Source organism: Pantoea trifolii (assembly GCF_024506435.1).
Taxonomy (GTDB): domain Bacteria; phylum Pseudomonadota; class Gammaproteobacteria; order Enterobacterales; family Enterobacteriaceae; genus Pantoea; species Pantoea trifolii.
The window spans coordinates 1,229,221-1,254,350 of the sequence record NZ_JANIET010000001.1; the positions used below are offsets into that span (position 1 = coordinate 1,229,221).

A 25,130-nucleotide genomic window follows, 5' to 3' on the forward strand; every position below is an offset into this window, starting at 1 on the left:
CTGCCTGTGGTCCTTTGTGAAAATCGCTAAGCATACTTTTAGATCCGCATAGCATACCCATAAGGCTGCGCCTCAACAACTTTTCACGCCCTCGCAGGCCGGATTTCTGCCGAATGCGCCGCCGCTTTCACCCTTTTGTGATTTCTTCGGTTGCTGCCCATGCAATTGTGACAAAACCGCTAAACTTAACAGCAGTATCCGCAGCGAAAAGGAGAACAAAATGAATAACGTGGCGCAGGAATACCGTGCAACGATTGAAGCATTATCCCAGCGATTGGATCATGGCGAGCGCGATGTTGATGCGCTGGTGGCCGAGGCGCGGCAAAGTTTGCTGGCGAAAAAAACGCTGTCGCCCGCCGAGGTGAATGAAGTAATGCGCGCCGTGCGCCGCGATTTACACGAGTTTGCGCTGAGCTATCAGGAGTCTTCTGATGTGGTTGGCGATTCGGTGTTTTTGCGCGTGATTCGCGAAAGCCTGTGGAAAGAACTGGCGGATATCACCGATAAAAGTCAGTTGGAGTGGCGTGAAGTGTTTCAGGATTTGCGCCATCACGGCGTCTACCAGAGCGGCGAAGTGGTCGGCCTGGGGAATTTAGTCTGTGAGAAGTGCGGCTTCACGCGGGCGATTTATACGCCAGAGAGCTTAACGCGCTGCCCGGAGTGTGGGCACGATCAGTTCCAGCGTCAGCCGTTTGAACCCTGATGAAAGGTAGCCAGGTCGTCATTAATGACGACCCTACAAAAGTGAGGTGATTTTGTAGGGGGCGCATTAATGCGCACCTGGCTTGAGGATATTGAATCAGTGCAGAATCTTCGCCAGGAAGTCTTTGGCACGATCGGATTGCGGGTTGTTAAAGAAGTCATCCTTATTGGTGTCTTCGATAATTTTCCCTTCATCCATAAAGATCACGCGGTTGGCGACTTTGCGTGCAAAGCCCATCTCATGCGTCACCACCATCATGGTCATGCCTTCATTGGCTAATTCAACCATCACGTCCAACACTTCGTTGATCATTTCAGGATCAAGCGCTGACGTCGGCTCATCAAACAGCATCGCCACCGGATCCATACATAACGCACGCGCGATTGCCACGCGCTGCTGCTGACCACCAGAAAGCTGACCAGGGAACTTATCCGCGTGCGCAGAGAGCCCGACGCGTTTTAGCAGGCCTTGGGCTTTCTCACGCGAGGCCGCTTTGTCACGCTTCAGCACTTTAACCTGCGCCAGCGTCAGGTTCTCAATGATGCTGAGATGCGGGAACAGCTCGAAGTGCTGAAACACCATGCCGACTTTGCTACGTAACTGAGCAAGGTTGGTTTTTTTGTTGTTCACTTCGGTGCCGGTCACCTGAATGCTGCCCTTTTGAATCGGCTCCAGGCCGTTCACGGTTTTAATCAGCGTTGATTTACCTGAGCCAGACGGACCGCAGACCACCACCACTTCACCTTTTTTCACTTCGGTGGAGCAGTCGGTCAGCACCTGAAAGTGCCCATACCACTTTGAAACATTTTTCAGGCTAATCATTTAAACCGTCCTCTTTCTTTTCAGATAGGTAACCAACAGCGAAGCGCTCAGGCTGATCACGAAGTAGACCAGACCAGCAAACAAAATCATTTCAACCTGGGTTCCGTCACGCTCACCAATGGTGGACGCGGTGCGGAAGAAATCAGCCAGGCTCAGTACATAGACCAGCGAGGTATCCTGAAACAGCACGATGCCTTGGGTTAGCAGTAGCGGCACCATAGCGCGGAACGCCTGCGGCAGCACGATGAGTTTCATCGATTGCCAATGCGTCATGCCAAGCGCCAGTGCGGCATTGGATTGGCCGCGAGAGATGCTCTGAATACCGGCACGGATGATTTCCGAATAGTACGCCGCTTCAAAGAGCGCAAATGCCACCATGGCGGAAATCAGGCGGATATCCGATTTAGGCGATAAGCCCAGCACCTGCTGCAGGAATGCGGGCACCACCAGATAAAACCACAGCAGCACCATCACCAAAGGTACGGAGCGGAACAGGTTGACGTACAGCTTGGCAAACCAGCGTACCGGTGCGATTGGCGACAAGCGCATCACCGCCAAAATCGTGCCCCAGATAATGCCAAACACCACGGCAATCGCGGTGATCTTGAAGGTAATGATCAAGCCATTCCATAGGTAAGGCAGGCTGGGAACAATCGAACTCCAGTCAAACTCGTACATTATTTGCCTCCCATATTGCCAGGCAGGCGAATTTTGCGTTCTACCACACTCATAATCAGCATGATCACCAGATTAATGCCGACGTACGCCAGAGTGATGGCGGTAAAGGATTCATAGGCATGCGCGGAGTAATCCAGCAGCTTGCCGGCCTGCGCGGCCATATCCACCAAACCGATGGTCGAGGCGATCGCCGAGTTCTTCACCAGGTTAAGCATTTCCGAGGTCATCGGCGGCACAATCACGCGATACGCATTCGGCAACAGCACATAGCGGTAGGTTTGCGGCAGCGTCAGGCCCATCGCTAAGCCTGCATTTTTCTGACCACGTGGCAGCGACTGAATCGCGGCGCGCACCTGTTCACACACGCGTGCGGCGGTGAACAAGCCGAGACAGATGGTGGAAGAGAGGAAGAACTGAATGTTCGGATCCAGCTCCGACTTAAACCACATGCCCAGCTTTTCGCCCACCAGTTCTGGCGCCACCAGATACCAGAAGAAGAACTGCACAATCAGCGGGATATTACGGAACAGTTCCACGTAGCAGGTGCCAATCGCCGCCAGCAGGCGGTTGGGCACGGTACGCAGAATGCCAAATAAGGAACCTACCAGGAAGGCGATAATCCAGGCGCAGCAGGACACCGCAATGGTGACCTGAAAACCGGACCACAGCCAGCCGAGGTAAGTCGTATTGCCGAACGGGGCCTGTTCAAGAAAAATGCCCCAGTTCCAATCGATACCCATAACGAGCTCCGGTAAAAAAAGGGTAGCGAGGCTACCCATAAGATTGTTGAGCGGTGTCTTGCATCCTGCTTCAGGGGAACGGCCTGTTACAGTCTGTCTGTCCGCACCGCATGTTCAGCAATCGAGAGGGCAGCGGGGCTGCCCTTGTTGTCGTTGTTAATTCAGAGTGCTTTGTCGTTCGGTGCTTTGAACAGGGCCTGCATATCGCTTGAAAGTTCGAAGTTCAGGTTCAGATTCTTCGGTGGAATCGGCTGTTTGAACCAGGTTTCAAACCATTTTGAGGCTTCGCCAGAGGTCTGCGCTTTAGCAATGGTTTCATCCATCAGCTGTTTGAACTGTGGATCCTGATTGCGCAGCATGCAGCCGTAAGCTTCTTTCGATTGCGGCGTACCCACGATATCCCAGTTGTCTGGCTTCTTGGCTTTGGCACGTTCACCCGCCAGCAGCGCGTCATCCATCATGAAGGCCACAGCACGACCGGTCTCCAGCGTACGGAAAGAATCGCCATGGTCTTTCGCGCTAATGATGCGCATATCCATTTTCTGCTCGTCGTTCAGCTTGTGCAGCAGAACTTCAGAGGTGGTTCCGGAGGTCACGACAACGGTTTTTCCCTTCAAATCAGGGAAATCTTTGATGTCGCCGCCTTTTTTCACCAGCAGACGCGTACCGATGATGAATACGGTGTCAGAGAATGCCGCTTGCTTCTGGCGTTCCAGGTTGTTGGTGGTAGAACCGCACTCAAAATCGTAAGTCCCGTTCTGCAACAGGGGAATACGGTTCTGCGAGGTAATCGGCAGCATTTTAATCTGCAAATCAGGCTTATTCAGTTTGGCCTTGATAGCCGCGATGATGGCGTTTGAATAATCCTGTGAATAGCCAACCACTTTTTGCTGGTTGTCATAGTAAGAAAAGGGAACTGATGATTCACGATGCCCAACGACGATCACGCCGCTATCATTGATTTTTTTCAGGGTACCAGTGAGATCTTCCGCCTGGGCCGCTCCCGCTGCTGCTCCCAACAGCAAAAGAGATAATGCCACTTTGCGTATCTGCATGTTCCAACTCCTTCGTATGGATGTCGCGCAGAACATAAACTGCGCAGATTGTGATGTTGTGTGTATTTCGTGCTGCTTTTTTAGTTATCCCATAGCGCAACTGCACGCAGGATAGTGATTAACATAGCGAATTGTTAACGCAATGAAACAAAAAAGTTTCTTTTTTGCGAGCCGCTCCGCACCAATAAAAGGCAAAAATTCACCGATGCGCTAATAGAGTGCGCATCATTGCCATAAATTAGTGCGTCAAGGTTGCACTACGCTGACAAAAGCCGATGTTTGCGAAAATCACTGAAATAAATAGCAATGATCGTGCCAGCACGATGAATAAGTGTAAAAAGCCAGCAGAGAATCGGGGAAAGCACAATGGAAGGAAGAGAAAACAGCGCATAAAAAAGGCGAAGTATTCACTTCGCCTGTTTGCATAGCAGCCTGAACTAGTGACGACGGCGCAGAATGGCCACCACAATGCCAATCAATGTCAGCATCCACACCGGCCAGATGCCTGCTTTGGCATACGGCGTTTCGCCGGTTGTTGGCGTCACTTTAGCTTCCAGCACATCACGGGTGAACTGTGGCAACGCTTTCTCCACCTCACCGTTGGCATTCACCACCGCTGTGACACCGTTATTGGTGGAGCGCAGTAACGGACGTCCCAGCTCCAGTGCGCGCATGCGTGCCATCTGGAAATGCTGCCACGGCCCGATGGAGTGACCGAACCAGGCATCGTTGGAGACGGTTAGCAGGAAGTTGGTATCGGGACGGAAGTTAGCGCGCACTTGTTCGCCCAGCACAATCTCATAGCAGATAGCGCTGGTCAGGTTATAACCCGACACTTTTAGCTGCGGCTGGACATAGGCGCCACGGCTGAAAGAGGACATCGGCAAATCGAAAAACGGCGCCAGCGGACGCAGCAACGCTTCCAGCGGCACAAACTCACCAAATGGCACCAGATGATTCTTCTGATAGCGGTTCTGGCTCTGATAGCTGTAAGGCTGCTCGCCACCCAGTACAATCACCGAGTTGTAGTCGTGATAGCGGTTATCGCCTTCCACCCGCGAATCCACGATACCGGTAATCAGTGAGCTGCCGCGTGCGCGCAGGTCAGCGTCCAGCGCTCGAAGGAACGGCTGCTGGTTGCTTTCTAAATCGGTTATCGCTGATTCGGGCCAGATAATGATCGGCGCTTTGCCGATAAACGGCTGGCTGTATGAGGTATAAACGCGCAGCGTGTTCAGCAGTTGCTGCGGATCCCACTTCATCGACTGCGGAATATTGCCTTGCACCATCGCAACATCAACGCTGCGTTCCGGCAGCGGCTGATACCACTGCAACATGCGCAGCGGCCACGGCAATAACAGCAGTAGCGCGGCGGCAATCAAACTTTTCACGGTACGATGATGAAGCGCGTGCACCAGCAGGCCCGCGATCACCATCAACAGGAAGGTAATGGTCTCCACACCCGCCAGCGGCGCGAGGCCTTTTAGCGGCCCATCAATCTGGCTGTAGCCAAACTGCAGCCACGGAAAACCGGTGAGCACCCAACCGCGCAGGAACTCGCTAATTTGCCACAGTGACGGTGCCGCTAAAGCCAAACGCCAGATTGTGGCGCGCGGCCAGAAACGGTTGAGCACGAGGGCAAACAGCATTGGATAAAGCGACAGATAGGCCGCGAGCAGAATCACCAGGAAGATGTTCACCGGGCCGGGCATGCCGCCAAAGGTGGCGATGCTGACGTAAACCCAGTTGATGCCGCTGCCAAACAGTCCAAAGCCCCAAACAAAGCCGATCGCTGCTGCCTGCGCAGTGCGACGTTCCAGCAGCAACAGTTGCAGACCAAACAGTGAAATTAACGCTGCGGGCCAGAAATCGTAGGGGGAAAAGGAAAGGGTGCCAATGGCACCCGTAATTAACGCCAGCAGCAGGCGAACCCGCTGCTGCGAGTAAAGAGAGGCTAAAGCCATAAAATTATTCGTCTTCCAGTTGCGGTTGTGGTGAGTCTTCGGGAATTTTTACATGCACCTGGATGATACGGCGGCTGTCAGCCATGGCGACTTTGAACTGATAGCCATCAATGACAATACTTTCGCCGCGAGCGGGAAGGTGGCCGAATCCCTGCATGACCAATCCGCCAATGGTATCGACTTCGTCATCGCTGAAATCGGTGCCAAAGACCTCATTAAAATCTTCAATTTGCGTTAAGGCGCGCATGGTATAGGTGTAACGATTGAGCTGGCGGATATCACGATCTTCTTCATCGTCATACTCATCTTCAATTTCGCCGACAATCAGCTCAAGAATATCTTCAATCGTCACCAGACCCGAGACGCCACCAAATTCATCAATCACAATCGCCATGTGATAACGCTGCGAGCGGAACTCCTTCAGCATGCGATCGACGCGCTTGCTTTCCGGTACCACCACGGCGGGACGCAGCACTTTTTCGATGCTGAACGGCTCAGACGCGCTGGCCATAAACGGCAGCAGGTCTTTGGCCATCAAAATGCCTTCAACGTGATCTTTGTCTTCGCTGATCACCGGGAAGCGTGAATGCGCGGATTCAATAATCACCGCAAGGCACTCTTCCAGAGTTTGGTTGCGTTTCAGGGTGATCATTTGCGAGCGTGGGATCATGATGTCGCGCACGCGCTGTTCGGCAATATCCAGCACCCCTTCGAGCATGTCGCGGGTGTCCTGATCGATCAGCTCTTTTTGCTCAGAATCGCGGATTAACCCCAGCAGTTCATCACGGTTTTTAGGTTCACCGTGAAACAGTTGGTTGATTAACAGGGAGAAAAATCCCTTTTTACTACTGGGTGCGTCGCTGTTTTGAGAATGGTCGTCGCTCATGGCGTTTTTATTTAGTTCTCTCTAATGAGGGATTGGGGCTGCCGGCATCCGCGCCAGCAGCGCAATAACCTGAACCAGCGGCTCAGGCGTCTTCTTTCTCCGAAATGTACGGATCAGGATAACCAAGAGCAAGCATTATCTCGGTCTCCAGCGCCTCCATCTCTTCGGCTTCTTCATCTTCGATATGGTCGTAACCCAGCAGATGCAGCGTACCGTGCACCACCATATGCGCCCAGTGCGCTTCGACGGTTTTGCCTTGTTCAGCAGCCTCTTGCTCGACAACCTGACGGCAAATAATCAGATCGCCGAGCAACGGCAGTTCAATCCCCGGCGGTGCTTCAAACGGGAATGACAGCACGTTGGTCGGCTTATCTTTGCCGCGATAAGTCAGATTAAGCTCATTACTCTCAGCTTCATCCACCAGACGAATCGTGACTTCGCTTTCTGGTTGAAACGGCGTTACCGCCGCTTCCAGCCAGCGTTGAAAATCACTCTCTGCCGGCAGATGGTTTTCATCAGTACAGGCCAGTTGTAAATCAAGAATCACCGCGCTCATGAACGCTCCTGCGGGCTGGTTTGGCTGGCAAGCTGCGCTGCAATAGCTTCGCGTTTGCGCTCTTCTGCCTGTTGATCACGGCGTTTCTGGTCGGCGGTTTCCCAGGCTTCATAAGCATTCACGATGCGTGCGACAACCGGATGACGCACCACGTCTTCGCTGTGGAAAAAGTTAAAGCTAATTTCATCGACTTCTGCCAGCACTTCAATGGCGTGGCGCAGGCCGGATTTGGTACTGCGCGGCAAGTCAATCTGCGTGATGTCGCCGGTAATGACCGCTTTGGAATTGAAGCCGATACGCGTCAGGAACATCTTCATCTGCTCGATGGTGGTGTTCTGGCTCTCATCGAGAATCACAAAGGCGTCGTTGAGCGTACGTCCGCGCATATAGGCCAGCGGAGCCACTTCAATCACGTTGCGCTCAATCAGCTTCTCTACACGTTCAAAGCCGAGCATTTCGAACAGCGCGTCGTACAGCGGGCGCAGATAGGGATCGACCTTCTGGCTGAGATCGCCGGGCAGGAAGCCGAGTTTTTCCCCGGCTTCAACCGCTGGGCGCGTCAGCAGAATACGGCGAATCTCCTGACGTTCCAGCGCATCCACTGCCGCAGCGACCGCCAGATAGGTTTTACCGGTACCGGCCGGGCCGATACCAAAGGTGATGTCGTGCGCGAAGATATTGGCGATGTACTGCGCCTGATTAGGCGTACGCGGTTTGATCACCCCGCGTTTGGTCTTGATGTTCACCGCTTTGCCGAATTCCGGCACGCTCTCAGCGCTCTGTTCCAGCACGCGGCTCTCTTTGATCGCCAGGTGAATCTGGTCCGGTTCGATATCTTTAATCTGACCGCGCATCGGGGCGGTATCAACGTACAGCGTGCGCAGAATATTGACGGCAGCGTCCACGCACAGCGAGCGGCCAGTGAGTGTAAACTGGTTATCGCGGCGTTTGATTTCAAGGCCCAAACGGCGCTCCAGCTGTTTCACATTGTCATCCATCGGACCGCACAAGCTCATCAGTCGTTGGTTATCTGCCGGTTCAAGGGCGATTTCACGCGTTTCGATATTCAAATGAATCCTTAAGGTCACTCAGGGCCAGTTGAAAAAGTGTGCCGGATGCTGAAGAGCAATCTCTCAACATCTTTAGGGAATTATTTATGGCGCTACGCCGAGGCGCAAGCTTCAGAAACGATATTTGGGCAGCACTTGTGGAAAGCAAGGGCTTTGGGATGAAACAGGCGACAGCGCGTTGTGCGCTGTCGCTCAACGTTCGAGGTTTCAAGGCTGGAACATGCCGACGCCGATGTCGTTCTCTTTTCGGGTACGAGCAATCACCGAAGCCGGGCTTTCGGCCACACGTAGCGCCATTTGATCTTCGGTGCGCACCAGCACGCCGCGCAGGGAGCTGGCATAGACATCAACAATTTCAACATCAACAAACTTACCGATCATTTCTACCGGCGCTTCAAAGTTCACCACGCGGTTATTATCGGTGCGGCCGGTCAGCTCCATCACATTCTTACGTGAAATGCCTTCCACCAGCACGCGCTGTGTGGTGCCCAGCATGCGGCGGCTCCACGCCATCACCTGCTGATTGATGCGGTCCTGCAGAATGAAGAGGCGCTGCTTTTTCTCCTCTTCTGTCACATCGTCGGGCAGATCGGCGGCCGGTGTGCCCGGTCGCATGGAGTAGATAAAGCTGAAGCTAACATCGAAATTCACTTCGCCAACCAGTTTCATGGTCTGCTCAAAATCCTGCTGCGTTTCGCCGGGGAATCCAATGATGAAATCCGAGCTTAGCTGGATATCCGGACGCGCAGCTTTCAACTTGCGGATAATCGCTTTGTACTCGAGTGCGGTGTGCGCGCGCTTCATCAGCGTCAGGATGCGATCTGAGCCGCTTTGAACCGGCAGGTGCAGGAAACTCGCCAGCTCTGGCGTATCGCGGTAAACCTCGATGATGTCATCGGTAAATTCAATCGGATGGCTGGTAGTGAAGCGAATTCGGTCAATGCCGTCGATCGCCGCCACTAAGCGCAGCAATTCCGCGAAGGTGCAGATGTCGCCATCAAAAGTGGCACCGCGATAGGCGTTGACGTTCTGGCCCAGCAGGTTAACTTCACGTACGCCCTGAGCGGCAAGCTGCGCGATTTCCAGCAGAATATCGTCGCTTGGGCGGCTGACTTCCTCGCCACGGGTGTAAGGCACCACGCAGAAAGTACAATATTTATTGCAGCCTTCCATGATCGATACGAAGGCAGTTGGGCCATCGGCGCGCGGTTCTGGCAGGCGGTCAAACTTCTCGATTTCCGGAAAGCTGATGTCAACAACCGGGCTTTTGCTGCCGCGCACGGTGTTGATCATCTCCGGCAGGCGATGCAACGTTTGCGGGCCAAAGACGATATCGACGTAACTGGCGCGCTGACGCAGGCGTTCACCTTCCTGTGAGGCGACACAGCCACCCACGCCGATAATCAGATCGGGATTGGTTGCTTTCAGCTTTTTCCAACGGCCTAACAGAGCAAAAACCTTCTCCTGCGCCTTTTCACGGATAGAGCAGGTGTTGAGCAGCAGAACATCCGCCTCTTCAGCTTCCTCGGTAAGGGTGTAGCCGTGCGTACTGTTCAGCAGATCGGCCATCTTCGATGAATCGTATTCATTCATCTGACAGCCCCAGGTTTTGATGTGCAGTTTTTTGGTCATCGAACTAGCCATTGATTCAAGCGAAGTGCAGGGCGCGTATTGTAATGCTTCGACGCTGTTGTTACCAGGCTTCACGCATCTGCATCGCATCACGTGGCTAATTTCCGGTACACTTTAGCTATCAACGTGATGCTGGAAGGCCTCACGGCAAAAAGAAGGATTAGAGTCGATGCAGGATTCACATTTTGATGTGGTGATCGTGGGCGGTGGCATGGTCGGTGCGGCGCTGGCATGTGGTCTGGCGCAGCAGCAGTTCCGCGTAGCGGTGATTGAACGTGCGGAACCCGCAATCTTTGATGCCAGCAGCGAGCCGGATGTGCGCATCTCCGCCATTGGTGCCTCGTCGGTGGCGTTGTTGCAGCAACTGGATGTCTGGTCGCGCGTGCAGGCGATGCGTTGTGCACCTTATCGCCAGCTGGAAACCTGGGAGTGGCAAAACGCACATGTGAAGTTTGATGCGGCGTCGCTTGGGCTGCCTGAGCTGGGCTTTATGGTGGAAAACAGCGTGCTGCAACGTGCGCTGTGGGAAAAAATGCAGGAAGAGGGGATCAAGCTGATCTGCCCGGCGAGTTTACAGGGCTTGCAGCCGCATCGCGCCGGCTGGCATGTGCAACTGGATAACGGTCAAACGCTGGATGCGCGTTTAGTGGTCGGCGCAGATGGCGCCAACTCGCGTGTGCGGCAGTTAGCGGGCATTGGCGTACGGGGTTGGAACTATGCGCAATCCTGCATGCTGATCAGCGTGGAGTGCGAGCAGGATGCTGGCGATTCCACCTGGCAGCAGTTTACGCCACAAGGGCCGCGCGCTTTCCTGCCGCTGTTTGATCGTCGTGCTTCGCTGGTGTGGTACGACGCGCCCGCGCGCATCCGTCAGCTGCAAAGTTTGCCACTCCAGCAACTGGAGAAAGAGATTTATGCCCACTTCCCAGCTCGTGTTGGGCGTATTCGGGTGAAAACCGCCGCCTCTTTCCCGCTGGTGCGACGCCATGCCACACGTTATGTGATGCCGGGTTTGGCGCTGGTGGGCGATGCGGCGCACACCATCAATCCGCTGGCCGGGCAGGGCGTTAATCTGGGATATCGGGATGTGGATGCGTTGATCACGACGTTGGTCGAAGCGCGCAACCAGGCTGAACTCTGGTCATCGGACGCTGTGCTACAGCGCTATCATCGCCAGCGTTATAAGGACAACTTGCTGATGCAGGGCGGGATGGATCTGTTCTACTTCACCTTCAGCAATAAACTGCCGCCGCTGCGCTTTGCGCGAAACCTGGCGCTGATTGCGGCGGAGAATGCTGGAGCGTTGAAACGCAAGGTGCTGCGTTACGCATTAGGTTTGTGATCGTAGGGAGCGCATTTATGCGCTCCTGATTAATCCCCGAACGCAGAAAACAATAAAGCCCGCATAAGCGGGCTTTATTGTGCAATTTGGCTGGGGTGCAGGGATTCGAACCCCGGAATGCTGGTATCAGAAACCAGTGCCTTACCGCTTGGCGACACCCCAATAGGTGTTTGATCAAATTGTCTTTTTATGGCTGGGGTGCAGGGATTCGAACCCCGGAATGCTGGTATCAGAAACCAGAGCCTTACCGCTTGGCGACACCCCAATAATTTGGTGGCTACGACGGGATTTGAACCTGTGACCCCATCATTATGAGTGATGTGCTCTAACCAGCTGAGCTACGTAGCCTTGGTACTGCTTACTGCGTCCGACGATGGCTGGGATACCTGGATTCGAACCAGGGAATGCCGGTATCAAAAACCGGTGCCTTACCGCTTGGCGATATCCCATTCGTCGATTTTGTATCCACAACATAATCCGGATTGGCTGGGGTACCAGGATTCGAACCTGGGAATGCTGGTATCAAAAACCAGTGCCTTACCGCTTGGCGATACCCCATCCGGCTGCCGAAGACTGAAATGGTGCGGGAGGCGAGACTTGAACTCGCACACCTTGCGGCGCTAGAACCTAAATCTAGTGCGTCTACCAATTTCGCCACTCCCGCAAAAAGATGGTGGCTACGACGGGATTTGAACCTGTGACCCCATCATTATGAGTGATGTGCTCTAACCAGCTGAGCTACGTAGCCATCTTTTTCGCGTAACCTTCATCGGCGTTGCGGGGCGCATTATGCGTATTGAGTCTTGTAGCGTCAACAATTTTTTTGCCGTTTTTCGCCTTAAAACGCCTGTTTGTCTGGCTTGTAACCAGGCTGGTGATTTATTCGGCAAATTTCAAAGGTTGTACGATAGATTGCATAAAAAAGGGGCTCGAATGAGCCCCTTATCTTATTGAGTAAAAACCTTATTTGTACGCGGACTGATGCACGCCAACGGCACGACCTGAAGGGTCATCCATTGATTTAAAGGCTTCATCCCACTCAATCGCTTTAGCAGAAGAGCAGGCCACCGATGGACCGCCCGGCACACACTCAGCAGCGCTGGCGATCGGGAACAACTCTTCAAAGATCTCGCGATACAGATACGCTTCTTTCGAGTTCGGCGTGTTGTACGGGAAGCGGAAGTGCGCAGTCGACAGCTGTTGGTCAGTGATTTGCTTCGCCGCCACTTCTTTCAACGTATCGATCCAGCTGTAGCCAACACCGTCTGAGAACTGCTCTTTCTGGCGCCACGCCACACTTTCTGGCAGATAAGAAGAGAAGCATTCACGCAGGATGTGTTTTTCCATCTTACCGTTGCTGCCGCACAACTTGTCTGCCGGATTGATGCGCATCGCCACGTCGAGGAATTTCTTGTCGAGGAACGGCACACGCGCTTCCACGCCCCATGCGGACATCGCTTTGTTGGCGCGAGCACAGTCAAACATGTGCAGAGCCAGCAGTTTACGCACGTTCTCTTCGTGGAATTCTTTGGCATTTGGCGCTTTATGGAAATAGAGGTAGCCGCCAAAGACTTCATCTGCACCTTCACCGGACAACACCATTTTGATGCCCATCGCTTTGATCTTACGCGACATTAAATACATCGGCGTAGAGGCGCGAATGGTGGTCACATCATAGGTTTCGATGTGGTAAATCACGTCACGAATCGCATCCAGACCTTCCTGCACGGTGAAATGGATTTCGTGGTGCACGGTGCCAAGATGTTCTGCGACCGATTTCGCCGCTTTCAGGTCTGGAGAACCTTCCAGGCCAACCGCGAAGGAGTGCAGCTGCGGCCACCATGCATCGGTTTTATCCGCATCTTCTACGCGTTTGGCAGCAAAGCGTTTGGTCACGGCAGAGATGATGGATGAGTCCAGACCGCCGGACAGCAGCACGCCGTAAGGCACGTCAGACATCAGGTGACTTTTTACGGATTCTTCCAGAGCATGCTTCAATTCGGCGGCATCTGTGGTGTTGTGTTCAACGGCGGAATATTCCATCCAGTCACGCTGCCAGTAACGACGGATTTCACCATCGGCGCTCGACATGTAGCTTCCCGGCGGGAATTCTTTGATGCTGCGGCACACCGGTACCAGTGCTTTCATCTCGGAAGCGACATACAGATTGCCGTGCTCGTCGTTGCCCATATACAGCGGGATAATGCCGATATGGTCGCGGCCAATCAGATATTGTTGCTTCACGCTGTCCCACAGGATGAAGGCGAACATGCCTTGCAGTTCGTCGAGGAAATCGACGCCTTTTTCCTGATACAGCGCGAGGATAACTTCACAGTCAGAACCGGTCTGGAAAGCGTAACGATCGCTCAATTCAGCACGCAGCGCCTGATGGTTGTAAATTTCGCCGTTAACAGCCAGTACGTGGGTGTGGTCAGCGTTATACAGCGGCTGTGCGCCGTTGTTAACGTCAACAATCGACAGACGCTCATGCACCAGAATGGCTTTATCATCTGCATAAACACCTGACCAATCCGGGCCGCGGTGACGCATCAGACGAGAAGATTCCAGCGCTTTCTTGCGCAGCTCAATAGGATCGCTTTTCAGATCCAGCACACCAAAAATTGAACACATAACTGACTCCTGATCTCACCTTGTGGCGAAGTTATTTCTACGTTTGTCCGGCAGCCTTGACTGCGTGATGCATAAGAAAATGCGCTAAATGGTGGTGTTAGCGCAAGCAAAATTGCGATTCTTTGATAAAAATAATGTTGATGAGCGAGTAATATTGAATATTATTCAATTAATTCGTTGTTATTTTAGATGCCATCTAATGAAATGGCTTTTTTGTTCATTTTGTGGTCACGCTGCGAGCAACAAAGTCAGGCTTAACCCCATGAAAAAACAAAAGCCCTGCAAGAGCAGGGCTATAAGAAGAGGTGATGGCTGGGATCAGAACAGGTCGATATCAGCAACCGAAGGATAAATCCAATCCGGGCGGAAAGGCATCGCATCAATATCACTCAGCGTTGATACGCCAGACAGCACCAGAATGGTTTCCAGACCCGCCTGGAAGCCGGCCAGAATGTCTGTGCGCAGGTTATCGCCGACAATGACCGTCTCTTCCGAATGCGCATGCATCTTGTTTAACGCCGCGCGCATGATGTACGGACTCGGCTTGCCGACATAAAACGGTTTACGGCCGGAAATGGTTTCGATGCCAGCGCACAGCGCACCGCAAGCCGGAACAAAGCCACGCGCGTGGGTATCAGGATTAGTAGCGATAAAACGGGCGCCATTGGCCACGAAGAAAGCGGCTTTATGCATCATCTCCCAGTTGAAGGAGCGCGTTTCACCAACGATAACGAAATCTGGATTGACGTCGGTGATGGTGAAGCCGGCTTTATACAGTTCATGAATCAGCGCACCTTCGCCAATCACGTAGGCTTTTTTCCCTTCCTGGCGGCGCAGGAAATCGGCGGTGGCCATCGCCGAGGTGTAAAACACCGAATCGGGAACGTCAATGCCGGCGTTGGCAAAGCGGTTCGCCAGATCCAGCGCGGTTTGCGAAGGATAGTTGGTCAACACCACCAACGGCATATCCTTCGCCAGGATGCGCTGCAGAAATTCGTTCGCGCCAGGAACGGCGGTATTGTCGTGCATCAACACGCCGTCGATGTCACAGATTACGCTTTTAATCGTCATAGATTGCATCCGGTCGGGCCCGCTAAACAAGCAGGCTGGTGATTACTCTTCCAGCAGATGTTGCAGCAAAATGCCATTCAGCATAGCGCGTTTTGCCAGCGCAAAGGCGCCAATCGCTGAGCGATGATCGAGCTCGGATCGCACCACCGGCAAGTTTTTACGGAAGGCAGGCAGCGTCTGCGTATTGATACATCCTTCAATGGCAGGAAACAGCACTTTATCGGCCTCGGTGATTTCACCGGCCAACACCACTTTTTGTGGATTGAACAAGTTGATGGCGATAGCAATCGCCTTTCCTAAATAGCGGCCGACATATTCAATCACTTCACACGCCAGCGCGTCGCCGTGGTTAGCGGCGCGGCAAATCTGCGGCATCAGACAGTCATTCAAGGTTAATGAACTGGGATAGCCTTGGTTCAACAGGTGGCGCACGCGGTTTTCAATCGCACCGTTCGCTGCAATGGTTTCCAGGCAGCCAAAGTTGCCGCAGTGGCAACGTTCACCCAATGGATCAACCTGAATATGGCCAATCTCGCCGACGTTACCGTTACTGCCGAGGAAAATATGGCCGTTGGCGATGATTCCGGCACCGGTTCCGCGATGCAAACGCACCAGAATGGAGTCTGCGCAATCGCGACTTGCACCGAAGTAGTGCTCGGCCAGCGCCAGGCTGCGAATGTCATGGCCCACAAAGCTGGTGACGTTAAAGCGTTTTTTCAGGCTGGAAACCAGCGGCCAGTGACTTACCGCGATGTGCGGCATATAGCGAATGATGCCGTTAATGGGATCGACCAAACCTGGCAGAATCACTGAGATGGCAATCAGCTCATGAATCTTCCGCTGATGCGCCGCCATAAAGGCGCTGATGGCATTGAGCAGCGCATTCTCCAGCGTTTCCTGGGTGCGCTCCGGCAGCGGATAATCTTCCTGCGCCAGCGATTTCCCACTCAGATCAAACAGCGTCAGCGTGGCGTCATTACGCCCTAAGCGCACGCCGATAGTATGAAAATGCCGGGTTTCAGTAATGATGGAGATGGCGCGACGCCCCCCGGTGGAAGCTTGTTGTTCCACCTCTTTGATGAGGCCGCGCTCGATGAGCTGACGGGTAATTTTGGTGACACTGGCGGGCGCAAGCTGACTGTGTTCGGCAATCTGAATGCGCGAAATCGGCCCCTGTTGATCGATTAGCCGATAGACGGCTGCACTATTAAGTTGTTTAACAAGATCAACATTTCCTATTTGAGACTGGCCGCCAGTGGTCATTCAATGCTTACTCGCTGAGGACGTTGTCTCCGTTGACGAACGTCTTAGTGATTTGATAATCGCGGGTAAAGACAGTCAGGTTGGCGACTTTTCCTGCTTCGACCGTGCCTAACTGCTTCTCCACACCCATCGCCTGCGCCGGATAAAGCGTCGCCATACGCAGCGCTTCATCAAGAGCGATACCGCAATGTTCAACGCTGTTCTGCACCGCTTCAATCATGGTCAAAGCAGAACCGCTGAGCGTACCGTTCTCGTCAACGCACAGGCCATCGCGATAGTATATTGTTTTGCCTGCAAAAATGAATTGATCAATCGACGCGCCCGCCGGTGCTGTGGCATCCGTCACTAACACCAGTTTGTCGCCTTTAATGCGTTTTGCATTGCGCACATTAGCGTAATGGACATGTAAACCATCCGCAATGATGCCGCAGTATACATCAGGCGAATCAAACAGCGCACCGATCAGACCTGGCTCACGTCCGGCAAAGGTTGGCATAGCATTATAAAGATGCGTGGCAAAACTGACGCCCGCGCTGAAGCCAATTTTTGCTTCTTCATAAGTTGCGTTGGAGTGACCGGCTGAAACAATGATGCCGGCATTGCGCAGCTTACGAATCACTTCGCTGCCTGCATTTTCAGGTGCCAGCGTGACTTTAGTAATGACATCGGCATTGGCGCACAGGAAATCTACCAGCTCGGCATCCGGCAAACGAATCAGTTCAGGATTATGCGTGCCTTTCTTGGCTTTATTCAGCCACGGACCTTCCAGATGGAGGCCGATGGCCTGATTCTGATGCTTTTCCAGATAGGCGCGCATGGTTTCGACGGCGCGTTTCATCAGCGCATCGGTGCTGGTAATCAGCGTCGGCAGATAGCTGGTGCAGCCTGACTTCTCGTTGGCGCGCTGCATGATCTCCAGCGTTTCAACGCTCAGTGCATTGATGTCATCGTTGAACTGCACGCCACCGCAGCCGTTGAGCTGCAAATCAATAAAACCAGGAGCGATAAACGCACCAGCCACATCCTGCTGTGCAATTGCCGCGTCCAGGGCATCACGCGGACACACGCGCTCAATCAGGCCATCCGCAATCACAACCGCATGATTGTCCAGAATTTCATGGCCGGTAAAAATCCGGCCGTTCACTAATGCGTACATCGTTTCTCTCTCCCGGCTAAGCCTGCTGCCTGAACGCAGCAGGTTTTGTTACAACGTGTTCTCACACACCTTTCATATTTTCCGCTTCCATTTCGCGGAAATATTTCACGGTTTTCACTTTCAATTCCATGGTTGCTGGCTCGTCACAGACCACGACAGATTTGGCATGCAGCTGCAGGCAGCTGATGGTCCACATGTGGTTGACGTTACCTTCAACCGCCGCCTGCAGCGCTTGCGCTTTCAGATGGCCGGTAACCAGAATCATCACTTCTTCGGCATCCAGCAGCGTACCGACACCGACCGTCAGGGCGTATTTCGGCACCTGATCCACATCACCGTTAAAGAAACGTGAGTTTGCTATGCGCGTGTCGTGCGTCAGGGTTTTGATGCGGGTACGTGAGGAGAGTGAAGAAGCCGGTTCGTTAAAGGCGATGTGACCATCGTTGCCTACGCCACCCATAAACAGGTTAATTTTGCCGTAAGCGCGGATCTTCTCTTCGTATTGGCGACATTCTGCGTCAATATCTTCGGCATTGCCATTCAGAAGATTGATATTTTTCGGTTGAATATCAACATGATCGAAAAAGTTACGGTACATAAAGCTGTGGTAACTTTCCGGATGCTCTTTTGACAGGCCAACGTACTCATCCATATTGAAGGTGACAACGTGCTCGAAACTAACCTGGCCCGCTTTGTGCATGTCAATCAGGTGCTTGTACGCTTCCAGTGGTGTTCCACCGGTTGGCAGACCCAGCACGAAAGGACGTTCTGCGCTAGGCTTAAACGCATTAATGCGGTTAACAATGTGGCGTGCAGCCCATTTACCCACTTGGGTCGGTGTGGCCAACGGGATCAGTCTCATGTCTTCACCTCAATTAAGATTGGAAATGTGGAGTTGCCGTTTCTCTGACAGTTTTCTGCTTTAAGCGTAATGCGTTTAAGCGTAGCCATCCGGGAAAAGTGCGACTCGATATTTTTCATCATAAAATAAGTTTGTGGTGCTGGCTAGCATTTCGCATTATCAAACCACCATTTTGGTGATTAAAGTCACAGTTGTAGTGGTTTTAATTTGCGAGGCGAATTAATTTGTCTTTACACTGCGCCTCGTGGTGAAAAGTGTCATCAAGGTACCGGGCGACGGGATAATAAAATCAACCTGCGCCACGGCAAAACGCCAGTCTCATAGGGGGAGAATAAGGTGAGTGTATTAGGATATCTGCAAAAGGTCGGCCGCGCGCTTATGGTGCCGGTAGCGACTCTGCCGGCAGCGGCAATCTTGATGGGTGTTGGATATTGGATCGATCCAGATAGCTGGGGCGCAGGTAATGCGCTGGCGGCACTGCTGATCAAATCCGGTTCGGCGATCATCGACAACATGTCCGTGCTGTTTGCCATTGGTGTGGCATACGGTATGTCAAAAGATAAAGATGGTGCAGCAGCGTTAACCGGCTTCGTCGGCTTCCTGGTGGTGACCACACTCTGTTCACCGGCTGCGGTAGCGATGATTCAGAAAATACCGGTGGAGCAAGTGCCTGCCGCCTTCGGTAAAATCAATAACCAGTTTGTTGGTATCCTGGTGGGTATTCTCTCTGCTGAGGTTTATAACCGCTTCAGCCATGTTGAGCTGCCAAAAGCGCTGTCATTCTTCAGCGGCCGCCGTCTGGTGCCGATCCTTGTCTCCTTCCTGATGATCGTCGTCGCCTTCGTACTGATGTACATCTGGCCGATCATTTTCGGTGGACTGGTAAGCTTTGGTGAGCACATCCAAAAAATGGGTTCAATCGGTGCGGGCGTCTATGCCTTCTTTAACCGTCTGCTGATTCCTGTTGGCCTGCATCACGCACTGAACTCGGTATTCTGGTTCGACGTTGCTGGCATTAACGATATTCCTAAATTCCTCGGCGGCGCGCAGTCTATCGCTGAAGGTACCGGTATCCCAGGCATCACCGGTCGTTATCAGGCGGGCTTCTTCCCAATCATGATGTTCGGTCTCCCAGGTGCAGCGCTGGCAATTTACCACTGCGCACGCCCAGAAAACCGCGCCAAAGTCGGCGGTATCATGCTGGCGGCGGCTTTTGCAGCCTTCTTTACCGGTATCACCGAACCGCTGGAATTCTCCTTCATGTTCGTGGCGCCGGTGCTGTATGTGATTCACGCGGCACTGACAGGTCTTTCTGTGTTCATCGCCGCGAGCATGCAGTGGATTGCCGGTTTCGGCTTCAGTGCGGGTCTGGTGGATATGGTGCTGTCAACGCGTAACCCGCTGGCGGTGCACTGGTGGATGCTGATCCCACAAGGTTTGGTGTTCTTCGTTATCTACTACGCGGTGTTCCGCTTCACCATCCAGAAATTCAACCTGATGACGCCGGGCCGCGAACTCTCTGCGGGCGATGAAACTGATGGTTATGACGTCAATGTCGATAACAGCGGCAACGGTGAAAGCCAAACTGAATCGCTGGCACGTCGTTACATTGCGGCGGTGGGTGGCTCAGAAAACCTGACCCACATCGATGCCTGTATCACTCGTCTGCGTTTGAACGTTAAAGATTCTGCGCAGGTTAATGAAGGTGTGGCTAAGCGTCTCGGTGCTTCCGGTGTGATTCGTCTGAACAAACAAAGCGTGCAGGTCATCGTCGGTACTCAGGCGGAAAGCATTGCGATGGCAATGAAAACTGTCCTGAGCAAAGGTCCGGTTGCGGCATCTGCTGCCGCGTCAACGGCTGCGCCTGCTGCGGCTGTGAAATCACAGGCGGTGCTTAACCGCGAAAAACCTGTGATTGCTACGCTGCTGGCACCAGTAACCGGTGACATTGTTGCGCTGGAAAATGTGCCTGACGAAGCGTTCGCCAGTAAGGCAGTCGGCGATGGTCTGGCGATCAAACCAACCGGTAAAACTGTGGTTGCGCCAACCGCCGGAACCGTAGTGAAAATCTTCAATACTAACCATGCGTTCTGCCTCGAAGCGGAAAACGGTGTCGAGATCGTCGTGCACATGGGGCTGGATACGGTGGCACTGGAAGGTAAAGGCTTCACGCGTCTGGTTGAAGAGGGCACAACGGTCACTGCAGGTCAGCCAATCCTGGAAATGGATTTAGACTTCCTCAATGCCAACGCCCGCTCGATGATCAGTCCGGTTGTGGTTAGCAACAGCGATGATTTCGCTGGTCTTAATTTACTGGCAACCGGTTCAGTGGTTGCAGGCCAAACCCCGCTTTACGAGGTTAAAGGCTAAGTCCTTGTGATTGAGCCAGAAGGCAGGAAGCGATTCCTGCCTTTTTTGTTTTAAAACGACCAACAAACGGTTGTTTCCCTCCTGTGCTTTGTGGATCATACTCCGTTACTTCGTGGTACAAATCACCCGTTATAGTTTTTGAGGATTTTGAGATGAGTGAGGCTGAAGCCCGCCCAACGAACTTTATTCGTCAGATCATCGACGAAGATTTGGCGAGCGGTAAGCACAACAGTGTGCATACCCGTTTCCCGCCTGAGCCCAATGGTTATCTGCATATTGGCCATGCGAAATCTATCTGCCTGAACTTTGGTATCGCGCAAGACTACCAAGGTCAGTGCAATCTGCGTTTCGACGACACTAACCCAGTAAAAGAAGATCTGGAGTTTGTTGAATCCATTAAGCGTGATGTGCAATGGCTGGGCTTTGAGTGGAGCGGCAACATTCGTTACTCCTCAGACTACTTCGACCAACTGTTCAACTATGCGGTTGAGCTGATCAACAAAGGCCTGGCCTATGTTGATGAACTGTCAGCAGATGAGATCCGTGAATATCGCGGTTCCCTGACGGCACCGGGCAAAAACAGTCCGTATCGCGATCGCAGCGTGGAAGAGAACCTAGCGCTGTTCCAGAAGATGCGCGATGGCGGTTTCGAAGAGGGAAAAGCCTGTCTGCGTGCCAAAATCGACATGGCGTCCAGTTTCATCGTGATGCGTGATCCAGTGCTGTATCGCATTAAGTTTGCCGATCACCATCAGACTGGCAGCAAGTGGTGCATCTATCCGATGTACGACTTCACCCATTGCATTTCGGATGCGATTGAAGGCATTACGCACTCACTCTGTACGCTGGAGTTCCAGGACAACCGTCGTCTGTACGATTGGGTGCTGGATAACATCACCATTCCGGTTCATCCACGGCAGTACGAATTTTCACGCCTGAATCTGGAATACGCGGTGATGTCGAAGCGTAAACTGACTCAGCTGGTGAGCGAGAAGGTTGTCGAAGGCTGGGACGATCCGCGCATGCTGACCGTATCTGGTCTGCGTCGTCGTGGTTACAGCGCCGCTTCCATCCGTGAATTCTGCCGCCGTATTGGTGTGACCAAACAGGACAATATCGTGGAGATGGCTTCACTGGAATCGTGCATTCGTGACGATCTTAATGAAAACGCACCGCGTGCGATGGCCGTAATGGATCCGCTTAAAGTGGTGATCGAGAACCTGCCTGCCGGTCACGAAGAGATCATCAGCATGCCGAATCATCCGAATAAACCGGAGATGGGCACGCGTGAAGTGCCATTCAGTCGTGAAGTGTGGATCGATCGCGCGGATTTCCGTGAAGAAGCCAACAAGCAGTACAAACGTCTGGTACTGGGCAAAGAAGTGCGTCTGCGTAATGCATACGTGATCCGTGCCGAGCGAGTAGCGAAGGATGATGAGGGCAATATCACTTGCATCTATTGTACCTGCGACGTTGATACGCTGAGCAAAGATCCGGCCGATGGCCGCAAAGTGAAAGGCGTTATCCATTGGGTTTCTGCGATTCACGCGCTGCCAGCGGAATTCCGCCTGTACGATCGTCTTTTCAGTGTGCCAAATCCGGGCGCGGCGGAGGATTTCCTCACCACCATCAACCCGAACTCACTGGAAATCAAACAGGGCTTCGTGGAGCCAGGTTTGCGTGCAGCCGATCCAATGGCGCCGTACCAGTTTGAACGTGAAGGCTATTTCTGTGCGGATAGCGTCTATTCACAGCCATCCAAACTGGTGTTTAACCGCACCGTTGGTTTACGTGATACCTGGGCAAAAATCGGCGATTAATATTTTTGTCGCAAGCACGATATGATCATGAAAGGGCGAGCAATCGCCCTTTTTTATTGTCTCGATTTAACCAGATACGACCTTTTATGCTGCTCCCTGCAATTAGCCATTAATTCCTTATTTGCGACTATTCTGACTTTAGCAAAATTAAACCATTTGCCAGTGTGAAAAACTTTTTTTCAGGTAGGCTATGCGCTCTCAGCCGTTGCTCTGCGGGTAATCAAAGGATAAAAAATGACAAGTCTCGCCCTGGAAGCCAAACATAGCGTGGTGGTTTTACATCAGCTTATCGAACGTATTTTTAATCAGGCAGAAGGCAGTGATGACAGCATTGATCTGTTCTTGTCGTACTTTCATCCCGACTTCAAAATGGTCACGCCACAGGGTAAACAGCTTGATCTTAATGAGATGGAAACACTGTTTCGCCAGTTGCAGGGACAGCGTGAAGGGATGCGAATTGCCACCAGTGAGCACGCCATCATTTCGCAGCAAAGTGAGGAAGTCACGATTCAGTATCGTGAATTGCAGATGATGAATGGCACCAATCAGAGCCGCATTTCTCTGGCGGTGCTGGATTGCAGCACCGCCATTCCGCGCTGGCGCTACTTGCAGGAAACGCTCGTTGCCTGATTTCAGATATAAAAAAACCGGCTTAAGCCGGTTTTTTTATACTGCATAGCACACTCAATTACTTATCGTGGAGCGTATCGTCTTCGCGGCAGTCTCCCAGAGCACAGTGACCATACAGGTACAGGCTGTGGTTGCTAAGCTTGATGCCGTGGCGAGTAGCAATTTCACGCTGACGCGTTTCGATTGATTCATCGCTGAATTCGATAACTTTGCCACAATCCAGGCAGATCAAATGATCGTGATGATGTTGCTGAGTCAGTTCGAAGACAGACTTACCGCCTTCAAAGTTATGACGGGTTACGATGCCCGCGTCGTCAAACTGGTTAAGAACGCGATAAACCGTTGCCAGACCAATCTCTTCGCCCATATCGATCAGGCGCTTATACAAATCTTCCGCACTGACGTGATGGGACTCGGGGCCGGGTCCCTGAAGCACTTCCAGAATTTTCAGTCTGGGTAGCGTGACTTTCAGGCCAGCCTTCTTCAATGCGGAGTTGTTGTCAGTCATGCGGATATTGTCCTGTTACTTTGCTAGTCACTTGCGGCGCAGGGGCCTTGAATGTTTAGGTCAACGCGCATTCTCATTTGCGTCTCATTATAGAACTCAAGCAGTGAAATGAAAACCAAGGCAACGTCCTTAATCACCAAAGGTTGTAAGGATAACGTCACTAATGTCTTCAGGACGCTTGGGTTTTGGATTCCATTTCACTCAGCCTCATTCTACTGCCAGAGGAATAAGCGGATGACCATTGCGGGTATTCTACAGATTTGCGGGGAAAAGTTAAAAAACCGTAGCTATTATTTTTATAGGAAATTCCGTTGCCCGATGTGAGGCAGCGCGCACATCGGGCAGAGCAGGGAATTAAGCTTCAATAATCTCTTTCAGCTGCAACTCGTCGAAGATCTGCTTCACCCATTTCTCAACACGTTCGTTGGTCAATTCTGGTTGACGATCTTCATCAATTGCCAGACCGAGGAAGTTTTTGTCATCGGCGAGGCCTTTAGAGGCTTCGAAGTGATAGCCTTCGGTTGGCCAGTGACCCACAATCACCGCACCGTTAGGCTCGATGATGTCACGGATGGTGCCCATCGCGTCACAGAAGTATTCGGCGTAATCCTCCTGATCGCCACAACCAAACAGCGCTACCAGCTTGCCATTGAAATCAATCTCTTCCAGCGTCGGGAAGAAATCATCCCAGTCGCACTGCGCTTCGCCGTAATACCAGGTTGGAATGCCCAGCAGCAGGATGTCGAACGCATCGAGATCTTCTTTGGTGCTCTTAGCAATGTCATGCACTTCGGCGACATCTTTACCCAGTTGTTTCTGGATCATCTTTGCAATGTTTTCAGTGTTGCCGGTATCGCTGCCGAAGAAAATGCCTACGATTGCCATGGGTTAGGTAACCTCTTGAATCCTGATTGTGAAAGTAAGTCAGTTGACTGCACAGTTATGCGAATAATAGCAGACCGGTAAAAAGTGCGGAACTTGTAAAGCCGTGACTTTGTGTTCCAGCGTGCGGTCTTCGCGCGTTAAGACAGTTTGAGCTGTGCCAGCAGCATTTGTTCAATCAATTCGCTGCGACTGATGTTTTGCTGATCGGCCAGCGTGCTGAGCGCGTCAACCGCCTCGCTCGACATCTTCAGCTCAACACGACGCAGCCCACGCACTTTATCGCGCTTGAGCTGGTTGCGTTTGTTGATGCGTAACTGTTCATCACGCGTCAGCGGGCTGGTTTTCGGGCGACCAGGACGCCGCTCGTCTGCGAAGAGATCAAGCGTCGTGCGGTCTGTCTGTTCTTTTGCCATGGTTTGTAAAACTGAGTGGGCGCGAACGGCGGAAAGGCGCTGCGCGATTAAAACATTATCGGCCCGACCACGG

At 52.6% G+C, this 25,130-nt stretch carries 22 protein-coding genes and 7 tRNA genes; 5 read left to right on the top strand and 24 right to left on the bottom strand.

Annotated elements, in window-relative coordinates; translation table 11 throughout:
• The first annotated feature begins 220 nt into the window (after nucleotides 1–220).
• Nucleotides 221–703, top strand: coding sequence for a zinc ribbon-containing protein (locus NQH49_RS05620; RefSeq protein ID WP_007890691.1), 483 nt, complete (start codon nucleotides 221–223; stop codon nucleotides 701–703).
• A 96-nt stretch (nucleotides 704–799) separates the two neighbouring features.
• Here NQH49_RS05620 and NQH49_RS05625 read toward each other — a convergent pair whose 3' ends face one another.
• From NQH49_RS05625 to miaB, 9 genes are all read right to left on the bottom strand, one after another.
• The gene (locus NQH49_RS05625) at nucleotides 800–1,525 is read right to left on the bottom strand and encodes an amino acid ABC transporter ATP-binding protein (protein WP_008103661.1); all 726 of its coding nucleotides are present in this window, start codon (nucleotides 1,523–1,525) and stop codon (nucleotides 800–802) included.
• On the bottom strand, nucleotides 1,526–2,203 hold the full coding sequence (gene gltK, locus NQH49_RS05630; protein WP_007890689.1) for a glutamate/aspartate ABC transporter permease GltK: 678 nt from the start codon (nucleotides 2,201–2,203) through the stop codon (nucleotides 1,526–1,528).
• Nucleotides 2,203–2,943, bottom strand: a complete 741-nt coding sequence (locus tag NQH49_RS05635) for an amino acid ABC transporter permease (protein WP_008103659.1) — start codon at nucleotides 2,941–2,943, stop codon at nucleotides 2,203–2,205. Before NQH49_RS05635 ends, gltK begins: the two co-directional genes overlap by 1 nt.
• 161 nt (nucleotides 2,944–3,104) lie before the next feature.
• Complete coding sequence (locus NQH49_RS05640) at nucleotides 3,105–3,998, bottom strand: glutamate/aspartate ABC transporter substrate-binding protein (protein ID WP_061717387.1); 894 nt, start codon at nucleotides 3,996–3,998, stop codon at nucleotides 3,105–3,107.
• A gap of 437 nt (nucleotides 3,999–4,435) precedes the next feature.
• A complete protein-coding gene (gene lnt / locus NQH49_RS05645; protein WP_256695909.1) occupies nucleotides 4,436–5,962 on the bottom strand; it encodes an apolipoprotein N-acyltransferase in 1,527 nt (508 codons plus the stop codon).
• A 4-nt stretch (nucleotides 5,963–5,966) separates the two neighbouring features.
• Nucleotides 5,967–6,848 (bottom strand): CNNM family magnesium/cobalt transport protein CorC, encoded by an 882-nt coding sequence (gene corC / locus NQH49_RS05650; protein ID WP_256695911.1) that lies wholly within the window; start codon nucleotides 6,846–6,848, stop codon nucleotides 5,967–5,969.
• 82 nt (nucleotides 6,849–6,930) lie between these two features.
• Nucleotides 6,931–7,404: an rRNA maturation RNase YbeY gene (ybeY, locus tag NQH49_RS05655; RefSeq protein ID WP_256695912.1), complete on the bottom strand. Its 474-nt coding sequence runs from the start codon at nucleotides 7,402–7,404 to the stop codon at nucleotides 6,931–6,933.
• Nucleotides 7,401–8,474 carry a PhoH family protein gene (locus NQH49_RS05660; RefSeq protein ID WP_008103649.1) on the bottom strand — a complete coding sequence of 358 codons (1,074 nt, stop codon included), beginning with the start codon at nucleotides 8,472–8,474 and terminating at the stop codon, nucleotides 7,401–7,403. Before NQH49_RS05660 ends, ybeY begins: the two co-directional genes overlap by 4 nt.
• Nucleotides 8,475–8,681: 207 nt before the next feature.
• Nucleotides 8,682–10,106: a tRNA (N6-isopentenyl adenosine(37)-C2)-methylthiotransferase MiaB gene (gene miaB, locus NQH49_RS05665; protein WP_008103648.1), complete on the bottom strand. Its 1,425-nt coding sequence runs from the start codon at nucleotides 10,104–10,106 to the stop codon at nucleotides 8,682–8,684.
• Between the two features lie 169 nt (nucleotides 10,107–10,275).
• On the opposite strand from miaB, the gene ubiF reads away from it, so the two are divergent.
• The gene (gene ubiF, locus NQH49_RS05670; RefSeq protein ID WP_256695913.1) at nucleotides 10,276–11,448 is read left to right on the top strand and encodes a 3-demethoxyubiquinol 3-hydroxylase; all 1,173 of its coding nucleotides are present in this window, start codon (nucleotides 10,276–10,278) and stop codon (nucleotides 11,446–11,448) included.
• Nucleotides 11,449–11,535: 87 nt separating this feature from the next.
• Here ubiF and NQH49_RS05675 read toward each other — a convergent pair.
• The 12 genes from NQH49_RS05675 to nagB all read right to left on the bottom strand — a co-directional run bounded on the left by NQH49_RS05675 (nucleotide 11,536) and on the right by nagB (nucleotide 18,431).
• A tRNA-Gln gene (locus tag NQH49_RS05675) sits at nucleotides 11,536–11,610 on the bottom strand.
• A 28-nt stretch (nucleotides 11,611–11,638) separates the two neighbouring features.
• Nucleotides 11,639–11,713 (bottom strand) — tRNA-Gln (locus NQH49_RS05680).
• Between the two features lie 6 nt (nucleotides 11,714–11,719).
• Nucleotides 11,720–11,796, bottom strand: a tRNA-Met gene (locus tag NQH49_RS05685).
• Nucleotides 11,797–11,822: 26 nt separating this feature from the next.
• Nucleotides 11,823–11,897, bottom strand: a tRNA-Gln gene (locus tag NQH49_RS05690).
• Nucleotides 11,898–11,931: 34 nt separating this feature from the next.
• A tRNA-Gln gene (locus tag NQH49_RS05695) sits at nucleotides 11,932–12,006 on the bottom strand.
• A gap of 21 nt (nucleotides 12,007–12,027) precedes the next feature.
• Nucleotides 12,028–12,112 (bottom strand) — tRNA-Leu (locus NQH49_RS05700).
• Nucleotides 12,113–12,119: 7 nt separating this feature from the next.
• A tRNA-Met gene (locus NQH49_RS05705) sits at nucleotides 12,120–12,196 on the bottom strand.
• 215 nt (nucleotides 12,197–12,411) lie between these two features.
• Nucleotides 12,412–14,079 (bottom strand): asparagine synthase B, encoded by a 1,668-nt coding sequence (gene asnB / locus NQH49_RS05710; protein WP_256695914.1) that lies wholly within the window; start codon nucleotides 14,077–14,079, stop codon nucleotides 12,412–12,414.
• 318 nt (nucleotides 14,080–14,397) lie between these two features.
• The gene (locus tag NQH49_RS05715; protein ID WP_036649098.1) at nucleotides 14,398–15,150 is read right to left on the bottom strand and encodes an HAD-IIA family hydrolase; all 753 of its coding nucleotides are present in this window, start codon (nucleotides 15,148–15,150) and stop codon (nucleotides 14,398–14,400) included.
• A gap of 42 nt (nucleotides 15,151–15,192) precedes the next feature.
• Entirely contained in the window at nucleotides 15,193–16,413 is a 1,221-nt protein-coding gene (gene nagC / locus NQH49_RS05720) for a DNA-binding transcriptional regulator NagC (RefSeq protein ID WP_256695915.1), read from the bottom strand.
• A gap of 7 nt (nucleotides 16,414–16,420) precedes the next feature.
• Entirely contained in the window at nucleotides 16,421–17,569 is a 1,149-nt protein-coding gene (gene nagA / locus NQH49_RS05725; RefSeq protein WP_256695916.1) for an N-acetylglucosamine-6-phosphate deacetylase, read from the bottom strand.
• Nucleotides 17,570–17,630: 61 nt separating this feature from the next.
• Nucleotides 17,631–18,431, bottom strand: a complete 801-nt coding sequence (gene nagB, locus NQH49_RS05730; protein ID WP_256695918.1) for a glucosamine-6-phosphate deaminase — start codon at nucleotides 18,429–18,431, stop codon at nucleotides 17,631–17,633.
• Between the two features lie 336 nt (nucleotides 18,432–18,767).
• On the opposite strand from nagB, the gene nagE reads away from it, so the two are divergent.
• The 3 genes from nagE to NQH49_RS05745 all read left to right on the top strand — a co-directional run bounded on the left by nagE (nucleotide 18,768) and on the right by NQH49_RS05745 (nucleotide 23,251).
• A complete protein-coding gene (gene nagE / locus NQH49_RS05735; RefSeq protein ID WP_256695919.1) occupies nucleotides 18,768–20,801 on the top strand; it encodes an N-acetylglucosamine-specific PTS transporter subunit IIBC in 2,034 nt (677 codons plus the stop codon).
• Nucleotides 20,802–20,953: 152 nt separating this feature from the next.
• Nucleotides 20,954–22,621, top strand: coding sequence for a glutamine--tRNA ligase (gene glnS / locus NQH49_RS05740; RefSeq protein WP_256695920.1), 1,668 nt, complete (start codon nucleotides 20,954–20,956; stop codon nucleotides 22,619–22,621).
• A 234-nt stretch (nucleotides 22,622–22,855) separates the two neighbouring features.
• Complete coding sequence (locus tag NQH49_RS05745; RefSeq protein WP_061717378.1) at nucleotides 22,856–23,251, top strand: hypothetical protein; 396 nt, start codon at nucleotides 22,856–22,858, stop codon at nucleotides 23,249–23,251.
• Between the two features lie 58 nt (nucleotides 23,252–23,309).
• Here NQH49_RS05745 and fur read toward each other — a convergent pair whose 3' ends face one another.
• The 3 genes from fur to ybfE all read right to left on the bottom strand — a co-directional run bounded on the left by fur (nucleotide 23,310) and on the right by ybfE (nucleotide 25,057).
• Entirely contained in the window at nucleotides 23,310–23,759 is a 450-nt protein-coding gene (fur, locus tag NQH49_RS05750) for a ferric iron uptake transcriptional regulator (protein WP_007890672.1), read from the bottom strand.
• A 354-nt stretch (nucleotides 23,760–24,113) separates the two neighbouring features.
• Complete coding sequence (gene fldA, locus NQH49_RS05755) at nucleotides 24,114–24,644, bottom strand: flavodoxin FldA (protein ID WP_008107028.1); 531 nt, start codon at nucleotides 24,642–24,644, stop codon at nucleotides 24,114–24,116.
• Nucleotides 24,645–24,781: 137 nt separating this feature from the next.
• Nucleotides 24,782–25,057, bottom strand: coding sequence for a LexA regulated protein (gene ybfE / locus NQH49_RS05760; protein WP_007890670.1), 276 nt, complete (start codon nucleotides 25,055–25,057; stop codon nucleotides 24,782–24,784).
• Nucleotides 25,058–25,130: the final 73 nt, after the last annotated feature.